15 protein-coding genes are annotated in these 12,691 nt (G+C 63.1%); 10 read left to right on the top strand and 5 right to left on the bottom strand.

The features are described from left to right. Both RCF34_RS01240 and nfuA read left to right on the top strand, forming a co-directional pair. Entirely contained in the window at positions 1-966 is a 966-nt protein-coding gene (locus RCF34_RS01240; protein WP_308706525.1) for a diguanylate cyclase, read from the top strand. An 81-nt stretch (positions 967-1,047) separates the two neighbouring features. Continuing rightward, a complete protein-coding gene (gene nfuA / locus RCF34_RS01235) occupies positions 1,048-1,632 on the top strand; it encodes a Fe-S biogenesis protein NfuA (RefSeq protein WP_064308678.1) in 585 nt (194 codons plus the stop codon). A 60-nt stretch (positions 1,633-1,692) separates the two neighbouring features. On the opposite strand, the gene RCF34_RS01230 is transcribed toward nfuA, so the two are convergent. Beyond that, positions 1,693-2,103, bottom strand: a complete 411-nt coding sequence (locus tag RCF34_RS01230) for a PA2817 family protein (protein WP_308706523.1) — start codon at positions 2,101-2,103, stop codon at positions 1,693-1,695. A gap of 142 nt (positions 2,104-2,245) precedes the next feature. Here RCF34_RS01230 and RCF34_RS01225 point away from each other — a divergent pair, with 142 nt between their 5' ends. The 3 genes from RCF34_RS01225 to queF are packed head-to-tail and all read left to right on the top strand — an operon-like array spanning position 2,246 to position 4,795. Next, positions 2,246-3,178 (top strand): ABC transporter ATP-binding protein, encoded by a 933-nt coding sequence (locus RCF34_RS01225; protein WP_308706522.1) that lies wholly within the window; start codon positions 2,246-2,248, stop codon positions 3,176-3,178. Further along, entirely contained in the window at positions 3,175-3,954 is a 780-nt protein-coding gene (locus tag RCF34_RS01220) for an ABC transporter permease (RefSeq protein WP_308706521.1), read from the top strand. Before RCF34_RS01225 ends, RCF34_RS01220 begins: the two co-directional genes overlap by 4 nt. Positions 3,955-3,967: 13 nt before the next feature. Next, positions 3,968-4,795 (top strand): NADPH-dependent 7-cyano-7-deazaguanine reductase QueF, encoded by an 828-nt coding sequence (queF, locus tag RCF34_RS01215; protein ID WP_308706520.1) that lies wholly within the window; start codon positions 3,968-3,970, stop codon positions 4,793-4,795. Here the strand turns inward: queF and RCF34_RS01210 are convergent, their stop codons facing one another. Further along, the gene (locus tag RCF34_RS01210; protein WP_007158392.1) at positions 4,796-5,065 is read right to left on the bottom strand and encodes a DUF4404 family protein; all 270 of its coding nucleotides are present in this window, start codon (positions 5,063-5,065) and stop codon (positions 4,796-4,798) included. Positions 5,066-5,207: 142 nt separating this feature from the next. On the opposite strand from RCF34_RS01210, the gene RCF34_RS01205 reads away from it, so the two are divergent. After that, positions 5,208-5,909 carry a VacJ family lipoprotein gene (locus RCF34_RS01205; protein ID WP_374941131.1) on the top strand — a complete coding sequence of 234 codons (702 nt, stop codon included), beginning with the start codon at positions 5,208-5,210 and terminating at the stop codon, positions 5,907-5,909. Between the two features lie 57 nt (positions 5,910-5,966). Here RCF34_RS01205 and RCF34_RS01200 read toward each other — a convergent pair whose 3' ends face one another. After that, on the bottom strand, positions 5,967-6,266 hold the full coding sequence (locus RCF34_RS01200; protein WP_308706519.1) for a PilZ domain-containing protein: 300 nt from the start codon (positions 6,264-6,266) through the stop codon (positions 5,967-5,969). Between the two features lie 204 nt (positions 6,267-6,470). Between RCF34_RS01200 and rssB the strand changes: the two genes are divergently transcribed. Then, a complete protein-coding gene (gene rssB / locus RCF34_RS01195; protein WP_308706518.1) occupies positions 6,471-7,655 on the top strand; it encodes a two-component system response regulator RssB in 1,185 nt (394 codons plus the stop codon). Beyond that, positions 7,652-8,134 (top strand): anti-sigma factor antagonist RssC, encoded by a 483-nt coding sequence (gene rssC / locus RCF34_RS01190; protein ID WP_007158388.1) that lies wholly within the window; start codon positions 7,652-7,654, stop codon positions 8,132-8,134. Before rssB ends, rssC begins: the two co-directional genes overlap by 4 nt. A 155-nt stretch (positions 8,135-8,289) precedes the next feature. On the opposite strand, the gene tal is transcribed toward rssC, so the two are convergent. Next, positions 8,290-9,216 (bottom strand): transaldolase, encoded by a 927-nt coding sequence (gene tal / locus RCF34_RS01185; protein WP_308706517.1) that lies wholly within the window; start codon positions 9,214-9,216, stop codon positions 8,290-8,292. Between the two features lie 47 nt (positions 9,217-9,263). After that, positions 9,264-10,274, bottom strand: coding sequence for a tRNA dihydrouridine(20/20a) synthase DusA (gene dusA / locus RCF34_RS01180; RefSeq protein ID WP_308706516.1), 1,011 nt, complete (start codon positions 10,272-10,274; stop codon positions 9,264-9,266). Positions 10,275-10,818: 544 nt separating this feature from the next. Between dusA and RCF34_RS01175 the strand changes: the two genes are divergently transcribed. Together RCF34_RS01175 and RCF34_RS01170 are read left to right on the top strand one after the other, a co-directional pair. Beyond that, entirely contained in the window at positions 10,819-11,559 is a 741-nt protein-coding gene (locus RCF34_RS01175) for a response regulator (RefSeq protein WP_308706515.1), read from the top strand. 2 nt (positions 11,560-11,561) lie between these two features. Further along, a complete protein-coding gene (locus RCF34_RS01170) occupies positions 11,562-12,620 on the top strand; it encodes an ATP-binding protein (RefSeq protein WP_308706514.1) in 1,059 nt (352 codons plus the stop codon). Positions 12,621-12,691 lie beyond the last annotated feature (71 nt).

The following is a 12,691-nucleotide window of genomic DNA, read 5'->3' as shown; positions in this document are numbered from 1 at the left end:
ATGGCCGCACAGATCGATATCAACGAACTCCATTGGCTGCTGGACATCGTGCAGAACATCGATGTCGGCGTGGTGGTACTGGACCTCGACTACCGCATCGAGGTCTGGAACAGCTTCATGGAAAACCATTCCGGGCGGATCCTCAGCGAGGTCAGCCAGCAGTCGCTGTTCGCCGTCTTCGCCGAGATCGACGAGGCCTGGTTTCGGGCCAAGGCCGAGAGCGTGGTGCTGCTGGGTACCCGGGCCTTTTCCATCTGGGAACAACGGCCCTATCTGGTCCACTTCAAGAGCTACCAGCCGATCACCGGCGTGGAAGCCTTCATGTACCAGAACGTCACCCTGCTGCCGCTCCGGGATTCCACCGGCGCCATCGCCCACATCTGCGTGGTGATCTACGACGTCACCGATGTCGCCATCAACAAGCGGCAGCTGGAGTTCTCCAACGACAAGTTGCAGGAGCTATCGCGCACCGATCGCCTGACCGGGCTGGCCAATCGCGGTTACTGGGAAGAGCGCCTCACCGAGGAGTTCGCCCGCCACCAGCGCTATGGCGGCCGCCTGGCACTGATGATGCTCGACATCGATCACTTCAAGCGCATCAACGACACCTACGGCCATGCCGTGGGCGACCAGGCGATCAAGGCGCTGGCCGGGGTGATCAAGACCCACGTGCGCAATGCCGACATCGCCGGGCGCTACGGCGGGGAGGAGTTCGGCGTAGTGCTGCTCGACACCGGCGTGGAGGGCGCGCGGCTGCTCGCCGAGCGTCTGCGGGAGGCGGTCGAGGCCATGCGTCTCGACGTGCTCGGGACGCCCATCGCCTTCACCATCAGCATCGGCCTCACCGACCTATCGGTGCCCCTGGGCAATCACGAGCAGATGATCCAGCAGGCGGACAAGGCGCTCTACGAGTCCAAGCATGGCGGGCGCAATCGGGTCACGAGCTTCGTTCAGCGGCTCGATTGAAACCATTATCCGACTGTTTCACTAGGGCTTTCGTCGCGGGATGGGGTGGCGTAAACTTGTCACACCTGTTGAGGAGTGACCATGAGCGCCATCATCATTACCGACGCGGCTCAGGATTACCTGGCCGACCTGTTGGAAAAGCAGAACACCCCCGGGATCGGTATCCGGATCTTCATTACCCAGCCCGGCACCCAGTACGCCGAGACCTGTATCGCCTACTGCAAGCCCGGCGAAGAGAAGCCCGATGACCAGCCCATCGGTCTGAAGAGCTTTACCGCTTACCTCGATGCCATCAGCCAGCCCTTTCTCGAAGACGCCCTGGTGGACTACGCCACCGATCGCATGGGCGGCCAGCTGACCATCAAGGCGCCCAACGCCAAGGTGCCCATGGTCAACGAGGACAGCCCGCTCAACGAGCGCGTCGACTACTACCTGCAGACCGAGATCAATCCGGGGCTCGCCAGCCATGGTGGCATGGTCAGCCTGGTGGACATCGTCGACGACAACGTGGCGGTGCTGCGTTTCGGCGGCGGTTGCCAGGGTTGTGGCCAGGTCGATCTGACCCTCAAGGATGGCGTCGAGCGCACCTTGCTGGAGCGGATCCCCGAGCTCACCGCCGTGCGCGACGTGACCGACCATACCAACCGCGAAAACGCCTATTACTAGCCGTCTGGCATCCTTGCGGTCGCGAAGGGCTATCGACCGGTTCGATAGCCCTTCGACGTTTCAGTGACGCGCTGCGTCGGCCGGCAGGGCCAGCAAGCGGCGTTCCTGCGCCCAGTCGTAGGCTTCGCCGCGGGATTCCGCTTCATGGCGACGCTCGTCCAGTCGCTGATAGAGCGCCAGCTCTTCGTCCGGCATGAAGTGCAGGCAATCGCCGCCAAAGAACCATAGCAGGTCGCGCGGTACCCGATGGGCGATCTGCGGATAGCGGCTGAAGATCTGGCTGAGCAGGTCCTGGCCGAGATAGGCGTACTCCTCGGGCGCCTGCGGCAGTCCGGCGACCAGCTCATCGAAGCGGTCGAGAAATAGCGCGTGGTTCTCCGAGGGCACCTGATCGGCCGCGCCGACGTCGGCCAGAACCGCACGCAGCTGGGCGAGGAGGGCGACATGGTGGTCGAGATAGGAAGTGGCCATGGGGGTCTCCTGAAAAAGCGGCTGCGCAGTATAGGGGCACTGTCCGACGTTGTCTGGTTCGACTAGGATCGAACCTTTGCCCGCTGCCGGGGTTATAGGAAGTAGCACTTTTCTTTGCGAATCAGTTCTTGCCGGGAGGCACATGAGTCTAGCTCTCTCCATTCGCGGTCTGACCAAGACCTACAACAACGGCTTCACCGCCCTCAAGGGCATCGACCTCGATGTGGTCGAAGGTGATTTCTTCGCGCTGCTCGGTCCGAATGGGGCCGGCAAGTCGACCACCATCGGCATCCTCTCGACCCTGGTCAACAAATCGGGCGGCGAGGTCTCGGTGTTCGGCAACGACCTGGACAAGGATCCCGCAGGCCTCAAGCGCTGCCTGGGCGTGGTGCCCCAGGAGTTCAACTTCAACCAGTTCGAGAAGGCCTTCGACATTGTCGTGACCCAGGCCGGCTACTACGGCATTCCCGCGCGGATCGCCGGTGATCGCGCCGAGGAATACCTCACCCAGCTCGGGTTGTGGGACAAGCGCGACACCCCTTCGCGCATGCTCTCCGGCGGTATGAAGCGCCGTCTGATGATTGCGCGCGCGCTGATCCACAGACCGCGCCTGCTGATTCTCGACGAGCCCACCGCCGGGGTCGACATCGAGCTGCGCCGCTCCATGTGGAGCTTCCTCACCGAGCTGAACAAGCAGGGAACCAGCATCATCCTCACCACCCACTACCTGGAAGAGGCCGAGCACCTCTGTCGCAACATCGCCATCATCGACCATGGCGAGCTGGTGGAGCACACCAGCATGCGCAAGCTCCTGCAGAAGCTCAACGTCGAGACCTTCATCGTCGACGTCGTCCAGCCAATGACGGCGGCGCCGCAGCTGGATGGCTATCCGGCCAAGCTGCTGGGCGATCACTCCTTCGAGGTGCAGATCGACAAGGCCAGCGGGGTCAATGCCCTGTTCCGCCAGCTGGACGCCGCCGGCATCCAGGTGCAGAGCCTCAGAAACAAAGCCAATCGCCTGGAGGAGCTGTTCGTCTCCCTGGTGGAAAAGAATCTAGCCAAGGTCGCCCGATGAGTACCGAATTCCAAGCCAACATGGTGGCGCTGCGGACCATCGTCCATCGCGAAGTGCGCCGCTTCACCCGCATCTGGGCACAGACGCTGCTACCCCCGGCGATCACCATGGTCCTGTATTTCGTGATCTTCGGGAATCTGATCGGCAATCGTATCGGTGGCATGGGTGGCTTTACCTACATGCAATACATCGTGCCGGGCCTGATCATGATGTCGGTGATCACCAACGCCTACAGCAACGTGGTCTCCAGCTTCTTCAGCAGCAAGTTCCAGCGCTCCGTGGAAGAGCTGCTGGTCTCGCCAGTGTCGCCCCACGTCATCCTCATCGGCTATGCCATGGGCGGCATTCTGCGTGGCCTGGCCGTGGCCGCCATCGTCAGCGTGCTGTCGCTGTTCTTCACCCACATGCAGGTGCACCACCTGGGCATCATGCTGCTGGTGATCATCCTCACCGCGGCGATCTTCGCCCTGGGCGGCTTCATCAATGCCGTCTACGCACGCAACTTCGACGACATCTCCATCGTGCCGACCTTCGTGTTGACGCCGCTGACCTACCTGGGCGGGGTCTTCTATTCCATCGACCTGCTGCCGGCCTTCTGGCAGAAGGTGTCCTTGGTCAATCCGATCCTGCACATGGTCAACGCCTTCCGTTACGGCATCCTCGGGGTGTCCGACATCCGCATCGGGGTGGCGATCGCCTTCATGCTGTTCGCCGTCATCGTGCTTTATCTGGTCAGCATCCGCCTGCTCGTGAGCGGGCGTGGCATGCGTCATTGAGTGTCAGAGCGTCATGCATAGCGTAGAACAATCGCCCCTGGGCAAAAGCACCGAGTACGTCAGCCAGTACGCCCCGTCGCTGTTGTATCCGATCCCGCGCGGGCCCAAATGGGCGGAGCTGGGCCTGGACGGGCAGGACCTGCCGTTTCGCGGGGTGGACGTCTGGACCTGCTACGAGCTGTCCTGGCTGCTGCCGTCCGGCAGGCCGGTGGTGGCCATTGGCGAGTTCGCCATCCCGGCCGATTCGCCGAACATCATCGAGTCCAAATCCTTCAAGCTGTACCTCAATTCCCTGAACCAGTCGGTGTTCGCCAGCCTGGCCGAACTCGAAGCCGTGCTGGTCAAGGACCTGAGCGCCGCAGCCGGTGGTGCCGTCGGGGTCAGCCTGGTTTCGCTGGATGGCTGGACGGCTCGCGGGGTGCAACGCCCCGATGGCCAGTGCGTCGACGAACTGGATGTGAGCGTGGATCGCTACGCCCACCCGCAGGTTGAACTGCTGCGCGTGGGCGAGGCACGGGATAGTCAGAGGTTTTACAGCCACCTGCTCAAATCGAACTGTCCGGTCACCGGCCAGCCGGACTGGGGCACCGTGGTGATCGACTATGAAGAGGGACTGGCGCTGGAGCCTGCCAGTCTGCTGCGCTACCTGGTCGCCTTCCGCCAGCATGCGGATTTCCACGAGCAGTGCGTCGAGCGTATCTATCTGGATTTGTGGCGGCTGCTCAAGCCGGCGAAGCTGACCGTGTTCGCGCGCTATGTGCGGCGTGGCGGGCTGGATATCAATCCCTACCGGAGCAGTGACGCCATCCAGCCCGCCGCGGAGCGTTACGTCCGGCAGTGATCAGATGCCCATGCTGCTCAGGCTGTTCATGATCGACCGGAGCGTGCCGGCCATGGTCGGGTGGCTGACCTCGAAGCGTTCCACCGCCAGATTGACGCCTTCCACCAGGCTGCCATCCCGGGTATGGGTGGCGTCTTCGTTGGCGAGCTGGAATTCGATGTCCCGGATCAGCAGTTCCAGCTCTTCCCGGTCCTCGGGCGAGGCGGGCGGATCCTGGTCCAGCTGGTGGCGGAGGTGGTCGAGTTGTTCCTGCAGATGAGAGGTGGTCATGGCGTTTCTCCTGTGTCCGGACTCTTTGACCGCAACGTTGGGTCAAAGATCGAGTGACCGAGCCTGGCCCTAAGCCAAACTGGCAAAGCTATGACTATAATCGGCGCCTTTCAGGCGTCTGAGTGCAACGAGGAGAGAAGCGATGACGGTCGAGCGACGTGGTTCCAGGGTCTGGGGAGCGCTCCTTGCAACGGCCCTGACGTGTGCCGGTCAGACGATGGCGGCCGAGGCCGAGAATCCCGATCCTTGGGAGGGCTTCAACCGCAAGATCTTCGTGTTCAACGATACCCTGGACACCTATGCCCTCAAGCCGGTCGCCCAGGGCTATCAGCGCTTCACGCCCGGCTTCGTGCAGACCGGCGTGAGCAACTTCTTCAACAACCTGGGTGACGTGCGCAACCTGGCCAACGATCTGCTGCAAGGCAAGGTCGAGCACGCCGGGGTCGATACCGCGCGCCTGCTGATGAACACCACCCTGGGTGGTCTCGGCCTGGTCGACGTGGCCACCAAGGCCGGTCTGCAGCGCAACGACGAAGACTTCGGCCAGACCCTGGGCAAGTGGGGCGCGAACAGCGGTCCCTACCTGGTCCTGCCATTCTTCGGCCCCAGCAGCGTGCGTGACGGCCTCGGCCGCATCCCGGACAGCTACACCAGCGCCTATCCCTACGTGGACGATGTCGCGGTGCGCAACAGCGCCTTCGCCCTCAGCACCGTAGACACCCGGGCCGGTCTGCTGCAGGCCGAGCGCCTGATCACCGGCGACAAGTACGTGTTCATTCGCAATGCCTACCTGCAGACCCGTGAGTTCAAGGTCAAGGATGGCCAGGTGGTCGACGACTTCTAGTCCCGGCCTGAATAAAAAAGGCAGCCTGAGAGCTGCCTTTTTTATTGGCCAGCGCGCCTAGCGCATTTCCAGCACCGACAGGCCCAGCAGTTGCTTGCCCGAATCGGTGGGCTGGACACGCAGGACCTCGGCGTCCGCTTCCAGGTCGGGGAGTTCGGCATGGCTGGAGGGGATGAGCACGCTCACCTTGTCGCCGACCTGCAGGCTCGTAGCGGCCTCGATCTGGAAACCGGTGCTGGACAGATCGACGCAGCGCGCCTCGAAGGAAGCGTCGCCCACCTTCAATACGGCCTTGGAGTCGACGTGCATGCGAATGAAGTCGCGCTTTTCACTGTAAGAACGGTCGATGGTACTCATGGCAATCCTACTGCTTGGGAGGATGGATGGCGGGTTGCTGGAGGTATAAACTCCATAATGGCACCCTGTAAAGAAATTCCATCCGGTTGGCAAGCTTGAACGCCCCGGTGGATGGGAGTAGTGTCTCCGCCGTGTCGTAATCACCGTGGCCCGTGTCGGATAGTGTCCGCCGGTTTGCCGTTCGGGTGCATGCCTGGATCCTCTATGTCTAATTCGCCTGCCACGCTCTTGATCATTGACGATGATGAGGTGGTTCGCCTCAGTCTCGCCGACTATCTCGAAGACAGTGGCTTCAACGTCCTGCAGGCCAGCAATGGCCAGCAGGGCCTGGAAATATTCGAGCGCGAACAGCCCGACCTCATCATCTGCGACCTGCGCATGCCGCAGGTCGACGGCCTGACGCTGCTGCGCCGCATCAGCGAGCTGTCCATCGATACGCCCGTGCTGGTGCTGTCCGGTGCCGGCGTCATGAGCGACGTCGTGGAAGCCCTGCGCCTGGGCGCCGCCGATTACCTGATCAAGCCGCTCGAAGACCTGATGGTGCTCGAGCATTCGGTCAATCGTGCGCTGGATCGCGCCCGCCTGCGCCTGGAAAACGATCGCTACCGGGTCAAGCTGGAAAACACCAATCGCGAGCTGCAGGCCAGCCTGAGCCTGCTGCAGGAAGACCAGAACGCTGGACGCCACGTGCAGATGAACATGCTGCCGGTGACGCCCTGGGAGACCGAGGGGCTGAACTTCGCCCACGAGATCATCCCGTCGCTGTACCTGTCCGGCGACTTCGTCGACTACTTTCGCATCGACGAACACCGCGTCGCTTTCTACCTGGCCGACGTCTCCGGCCATGGCGCCTCGTCGGCCTTCGTCACCGTGCTGCTCAAGTTCATGACCACGCGCCTGCTCTACGAGTCCAAGCGCAACGGGACGCTGCCCGAATTCAAGCCCTCGGATGTGCTCGGCCACATCAACAGGGGTCTACTGGATTGCAAATTGGGCAAGCACGTGACCATGCTGGGTGGCGTCATCGACGAAACCACGGGTACCCTGGCGTACAGTATCGGTGGCCATCTGCCCCTGCCGGTCCTGCACACCCCGGAAGAAACCCGGTTCCTGGTCGGCAAGGGACTGCCGGTCGGCCTGTTCCAGGAGGCGACCTACAGTGACCACCAGATGGATCTGCCCGAGCGTTTCAGCCTGACCCTCTTTTCGGATGGCATCTTCGACCTGCTGCCGGGAGACAATTTGAAAGAGAAAGAACACAGCTTGCCCGACTACGTCCGCCGCGCCGGCGGTACACTGGCAGGCCTGAGCGAAGCCCTGGATCTGGCATCCGTCACCGAGATGCCCGACGATATCGCTTTGCTGGTGTTGAGCAGGAACCTGGCATGAGCACCGGAAAAATCCAATTTGCCGAGCAGGATGGCACCTTCGTCCTGAAGTTTACCGGCGAGGTGCGTCTGACCCTTTGCTCGGCGCTGGACGCGACCATCGAGCACATCTTCTCGTCGTTGAATTTCTCGTCCATCGTCATCGATCTGACCGAGACGCAGAGCATCGACAGCACCACCCTGGGCCTCTTGGCCAAGCTGTCGATCCTGTCGCGGCAGCGCATCGGGCTGCTGCCCATGCTGACCACCAACAACCCGGACATCCTACGCCTGCTGGACTCCATGGGTTTCGATCAGGTGTTCAACATCGTCGAGACCGTACTGCCGTGCCCGGATTGCCTGACCGACCTGCCACCGCAGGACCAGTCCGAAGCCGAGGTGCGCAGTCGCGTGCTTGAAGCCCATCGGGTGTTGATGGGCCTCAATGAATCCAACCGCAATGCCTTTCGCGATCTGGTCAGTGCACTGGAAAGGCACTGACCGCGTCAGCTCTTAGGTTCTGTTCAAAAAATGCCTGCGCATCGGTGATGCTTCGTTAAAAAAGGCTTCGGATGCTCATTTACCGCTTGTAAACTCCGCCTCCTCAGCCTTTTTCGCCTTGCCTGACCTTCGCTCGGCAATTTTTTGTAGAGAACTTAGCGCTTGCCGGGCAGCAGCACTTCCAGTTTTTCCTGATCGCGCGCGAACTGGCGAATGCCTTCGGCCAGCTTTTCGGTGGCCATGGCGTCTTCGTTGTGCGCCCAACGGAAGGCCGCCTCGTTCAGCTGCTGCTTGGGCTCGCCACCACTGGTGCCAGCGGTCAGCAGGCGGGGCAGGTCGCCCTCGGCGTCCGACAGCTGCTGCAGCAGTTCGGGGCTGATGGTCAGGCGGTCACAGCCGGCCAGTTGCTCGATCTGGTTCAGGTTGCGGAAGCTAGCACCCATCACCACGGTGTCGTAGCCATTGGCCTTGTAGTACTGGTAGATGCGGGTCACGGACTTCACGCCCGGGTCTTCGGCGCCTTCGTAGTCACGGCCTTCGGCCTTCTTGTACCAGTCGTAGATGCGACCGACGAAGGGCGAGATCAGGAACACGCCGGCGTCGGCGCAAGCCGCGGCCTGGGCGAAGGAGAACAGCAGGGTCAGGTTGGTCTGGATGCCTTCCTTCTCCAGTTGCTCGGCGGCACGGATGCCTTCCCAGCTGGAGGCGATCTTGATCAGCACGCGGTCCTTGCCGATGCCGGCTTTCTCGTACAGCTCGATCAGGCGGTGGGCGCGATCCAGGGTGGCATTGGTGTCGAAGGACAGGCGCGCGTCCACCTCGGTGGAAATGCGACCGGGGATCAGCTTGAGGATCTCGCCACCCACGGCCACGGCGAAGCGATCGCAGGCCAGGCCGATGTCACCGCCTGCGCCGCTGAAGGCGGCTTGGAGATGTTCTTCGTAGCGGGGCAGGGCAGCGGCCTTGAGCAGCAGCGAGGGATTGGTGGTGGCGTCGTAGGGCTTGAGGCGGGCGATGGCGTCCAGATCGCCGGTATCGGCGACGACCGTGGTGTATTGCTTGAGTTGTTCCAGCTTGCTCATGGCAGGTCTTTCCTTCGGTTAACGAATGGACATCGTGGAGACGTGACTCAGTGGCCCCTGAGAAGTTCAGTGGCCTCGTCATACAGGCGCAGCGGTTCAGGGCTGCGATGCAGATCGGTGGACAACAGTTGACGGAAGCGCCGTGCGCCGGGGAACCCCTGCGCCAGGCCCAGGACATGGCGGGTGACGTGGTGGATGAGGCCCCCCTGTTGCAGATGTGCCTCGACATAGGGTCGCAGCTGCAGCATGACGTCATGGCGGGTCAGTTGCGGACGGTCGCAGCCGTAGAGCGCCGCGTCCACCTCGGCCAGCAGGTAGGGATTCTGATAGGCCTCGCGACCCAGCATCACCCCATCGAAGACCTCCAGCTGCTCGCGGCAGGTGTCCAGGGTCTTGATGCCGCCATTGAGGATGAACTCTAGATCCGGAAAATCCTGCACCAGCTGCGCAGCCACGTCGTAGCGCAGCGGCGGGATCTCGCGATTCTGCTTGGGCGATAGCCCTTCGAGGATGGCGATGCGCGCGTGCACGGTAAAACTGCGGCAACCCGCTTCGGCGACCTGGCCGACGAAGTCCCGCAGGGCGTCGTAGCTGTCGCGCCCGGAGATGCCGATGCGGTGCTTGACCGTCACCGGGATGACCACGGCATCGCGCATCGCCTTGACGCTGTCAGCCACCCGCTCGGGATAGGCCATCAGGCAGGCGCCGATCATGTTGTTCTGTACCCGGTCACTGGGGCAGCCGACATTCAGGTTGATCTCATCATACCCCGCCCGCTCGCCCAGCAGCGCCGCGGCAGCCAGTTCGGCCGGCACGCTGCCGCCCAGCTGCAGCGCCAGGGGATGCTCGGTCTCGTCATGGCGCAGGAACCGCTGGGCATCGCCATGCAGCAAGGCACCGGTGGTGACCATCTCGGTATAGAGCAGAGCGTGCTGGGACAGCAGGCGGTGAAAATAGCGGCAGTGACGGTCCGTCCAGTCCATCATGGGCGCCACGGAGAAGCGGCGGGACGGCTCAGGGCGCGTGGTGACTGGGGTTGAGGCGGTTTCGGCTAGCATCTCGGTACGTCTGTGTGGAGCCTGTTTGCTACCTTTCAGTCGCTTCAGTAGAGCGGTAGCTGCAAAGGTAGCAAGCGCAAGGAGCATGAGTTGAATCGGAAGGGGACCGCTGACGGCTCAAGGCCAAAAACGGCTGAACGGGTGTCGCGGCCCGGGTCCGCAGCATGCGGGACATCAAGCCTGATTCTATCAGGAAAGCCCGGGCTTCGACGGTAGGTCTAAGGTCGTGGTTGGCGTCCTTCGACGTGGTATGCACAAGCGCGTGCCCGCTGGCTTTACCTTCGCTGATGGAGCGCGCTTGGCCATGGCAGGTCCCGGATATTGGCAGCTCAGGAGAAGCTTCCGATATCGTTTGGTATGACCTCTAGGCTGTGTGGAGGTAGCGCTTGAGCGGTTCAATATCAGGATGGATGCCTGGCCGGCTCTAGCTCCGTATCCATCCCTTGACCACCTTTACACAAGCCTACAGGCCAATCCGTAGCTGCCTCGCGGGCTGAGCGGCTAGCATGCACGTCTAGATCGTCCGACTGTTCAGGTAGCCCCGATGTCGCTGTCATCCGAACCCCCGCGCTGGACCTCGCGCATCCTGCTGGTGGATGACGATCCGTCGATCCGCGAGTTGATCTGCGGTTATCTGGCGCGCTTCAGCATCAAGGCTCGGGGCGTGGGCGACGGTCCGCAGATGCGCCAGGCGCTGGCGGAGGAGGCCTTCGACTTGGTGGTGCTGGACCTGATGCTGCCGGGGGAGGACGGGCTTTCCCTCTGTCGCTCGCTGCGGCGCGACAGTGGCATTCCCATCCTGATGCTGACCGCCCAGTGCGAGCCGGCGGATCGCATCATCGGCCTGGAGCTGGGCGCCGACGACTACATGGCGAAACCCTTCGAACCGCGGGAGCTGGTAGCGCGGATCCAGTCGGTGCTGCGGCGGACCCAGGACGGTCGTGTGCCCCAACGCAAGGCGCCGCGGACCAGTGTCAGCTTCGATGGCTGGAAACTGGATGGCGTCCTGCACCAGCTGCATTCGCCAGCCGGGGTGATGGTGCCCCTGTCCAATGCCGAGGTGCGGCTGCTTTGGGTCTTCATCGAGCAGCCGCGCCAGGTGCTGAGCCGTGAGCAGCTGCTCGATGCCACCCGGGGGCGGGCGATCGAGGCCTTCGATCGCAGCATCGATCTGCAGGTGTCGCGGCTGCGCAACAAGCTGGGCGACGATCCCCGGGCGCCGCAGTTGATCAAGACCGTGCGCGGCGAAGGCTATCTGTTCGATGCCAGGCAGATAGGGCACTAGCCGTGCACCGCCTGGATACCCTGTTCGCCCGGCTGTTCGCGGTCTTTCTGCTGGCCATCCTGCTGGGCCATCTGCTGGCCTTCTTCTGGTTTCGACATGGCCTCGGTGAGCGACCACCCCCACCGCCACCCCCCATGGAGGGCGAGGCCGTCTTCGATCGGCCACCGCCGCCGGGGCCTTTCCCGCACCGCGAGCCTGGCGTCTGGCGGCACATCGAGTGGTTTCTCGGCGGCCCGCTGATCTTCCAGCTGGGCTCGCTGGTGACCGCGGCCTGGCTCGGGGCGCGGCTGCTGACCCGGCCGCTGCGCCAACTGACCGAGACCGCCGAGCACCTGAGTCACAATCTCGACGGTCCGCCCATTCCCGTCACCGGGCCCAGGGAGACCCGCGAGGCCGCACGGGCGCTCAATCGCATGCACCAGCATCTGCTCGAACAGCTCCAGCAGCGCGGGCGCATGCTCACGGCCATCTCCCATGACCTGCGCACGCCTCTGGCGCGGGTGAAGTTGCGCATCGAGGACATCGACGATCCGCGCCTGCATGCCCGGGTCAGCCAGGACGTGGACGACATGATCGAGTTGCTCGACGGCACCCTGAGGTACTTGCGCGAACAGCACCGCCAGGAGCGGCCCATCCTCTGCGACGTCCAGGCCCTGGTCGAGGCCATGGCCGAAGACGCGGCCGAGGAGGGCGCCCAGGTCGCGGTCCAGGGTAGTTGCCAGCCGCTGAAGGTGGCGCCCATGGCGCTGCGCTCCTGCCTGGGCAATCTGCTGCAGAATGCCCTGCGCTACGCCGGCCAGGCGGAGATCCGCCTGAGCGAGCAGCCGGAGCGGCTGATCATCTCCATCCTCGATCGCGGGCCGGGCATACCGGCCCAGTATCGGGAAGCGGTGTTCGAACCCTTCTATCGCCTGGAGGGCTCGCGCAATCGATCTTCTGGCGGGACCGGACTGGGGCTGGCCATCGCCCGGGAAGCGGCGGCGCACATGGGCGGCGAGTTGACTCTCGGGGAAACACCCGGCGGCGGCCTGACCTGCCAGGTGGTGCTGCCACGCCTTTGATGTATCGCAGGGCATACAAAGTGACCAAATGGCGGACATCTACCCGGCGGATACTGGGAGGTGCGGAACAC

The organism is Pseudomonas sp. 102515, from assembly GCF_031085165.1.
Taxonomy (GTDB): domain Bacteria; phylum Pseudomonadota; class Gammaproteobacteria; order Pseudomonadales; family Pseudomonadaceae; genus Chryseomonas.
The sequence above is the reverse complement of the archived record's forward strand: the minus strand, read 5'-3'. Positions and strand labels throughout refer to the sequence as shown.

Bases quoted from the DNA above. Each gene is read 5' to 3' on its own strand.
- RCF34_RS01240 (WP_308706525.1), top strand. From the start codon at position 1: ATGGCCGCACAGATCGATATCAACGAACTCCATTGGCTGCTGGACATC.
- nfuA (WP_064308678.1), top strand. From the start codon at position 1,048: ATGAGCGCCATCATCATTACCGACGCGGCTCAGGATTACCTGGCCGAC.
- RCF34_RS01230 (WP_308706523.1), bottom strand. From the start codon at position 2,103: ATGGCCACTTCCTATCTCGACCACCATGTCGCCCTCCTCGCCCAGCTG.
- RCF34_RS01225 (WP_308706522.1), top strand. From the start codon at position 2,246: ATGAGTCTAGCTCTCTCCATTCGCGGTCTGACCAAGACCTACAACAAC.
- RCF34_RS01220 (WP_308706521.1), top strand. From the start codon at position 3,175: ATGAGTACCGAATTCCAAGCCAACATGGTGGCGCTGCGGACCATCGTC.
- queF (WP_308706520.1), top strand. From the start codon at position 3,968: ATGCATAGCGTAGAACAATCGCCCCTGGGCAAAAGCACCGAGTACGTC.
- RCF34_RS01210 (WP_007158392.1), bottom strand. From the start codon at position 5,065: ATGACCACCTCTCATCTGCAGGAACAACTCGACCACCTCCGCCACCAG.
- RCF34_RS01205 (WP_374941131.1), top strand. From the start codon at position 5,208: ATGACGGTCGAGCGACGTGGTTCCAGGGTCTGGGGAGCGCTCCTTGCA.
- RCF34_RS01200 (WP_308706519.1), bottom strand. From the start codon at position 6,266: ATGAGTACCATCGACCGTTCTTACAGTGAAAAGCGCGACTTCATTCGC.
- rssB (WP_308706518.1), top strand. From the start codon at position 6,471: ATGTCTAATTCGCCTGCCACGCTCTTGATCATTGACGATGATGAGGTG.
- rssC (WP_007158388.1), top strand. From the start codon at position 7,652: ATGAGCACCGGAAAAATCCAATTTGCCGAGCAGGATGGCACCTTCGTC.
- tal (WP_308706517.1), bottom strand. From the start codon at position 9,216: ATGAGCAAGCTGGAACAACTCAAGCAATACACCACGGTCGTCGCCGAT.
- dusA (WP_308706516.1), bottom strand. From the start codon at position 10,274: ATGCTAGCCGAAACCGCCTCAACCCCAGTCACCACGCGCCCTGAGCCG.
- RCF34_RS01175 (WP_308706515.1), top strand. From the start codon at position 10,819: ATGTCGCTGTCATCCGAACCCCCGCGCTGGACCTCGCGCATCCTGCTG.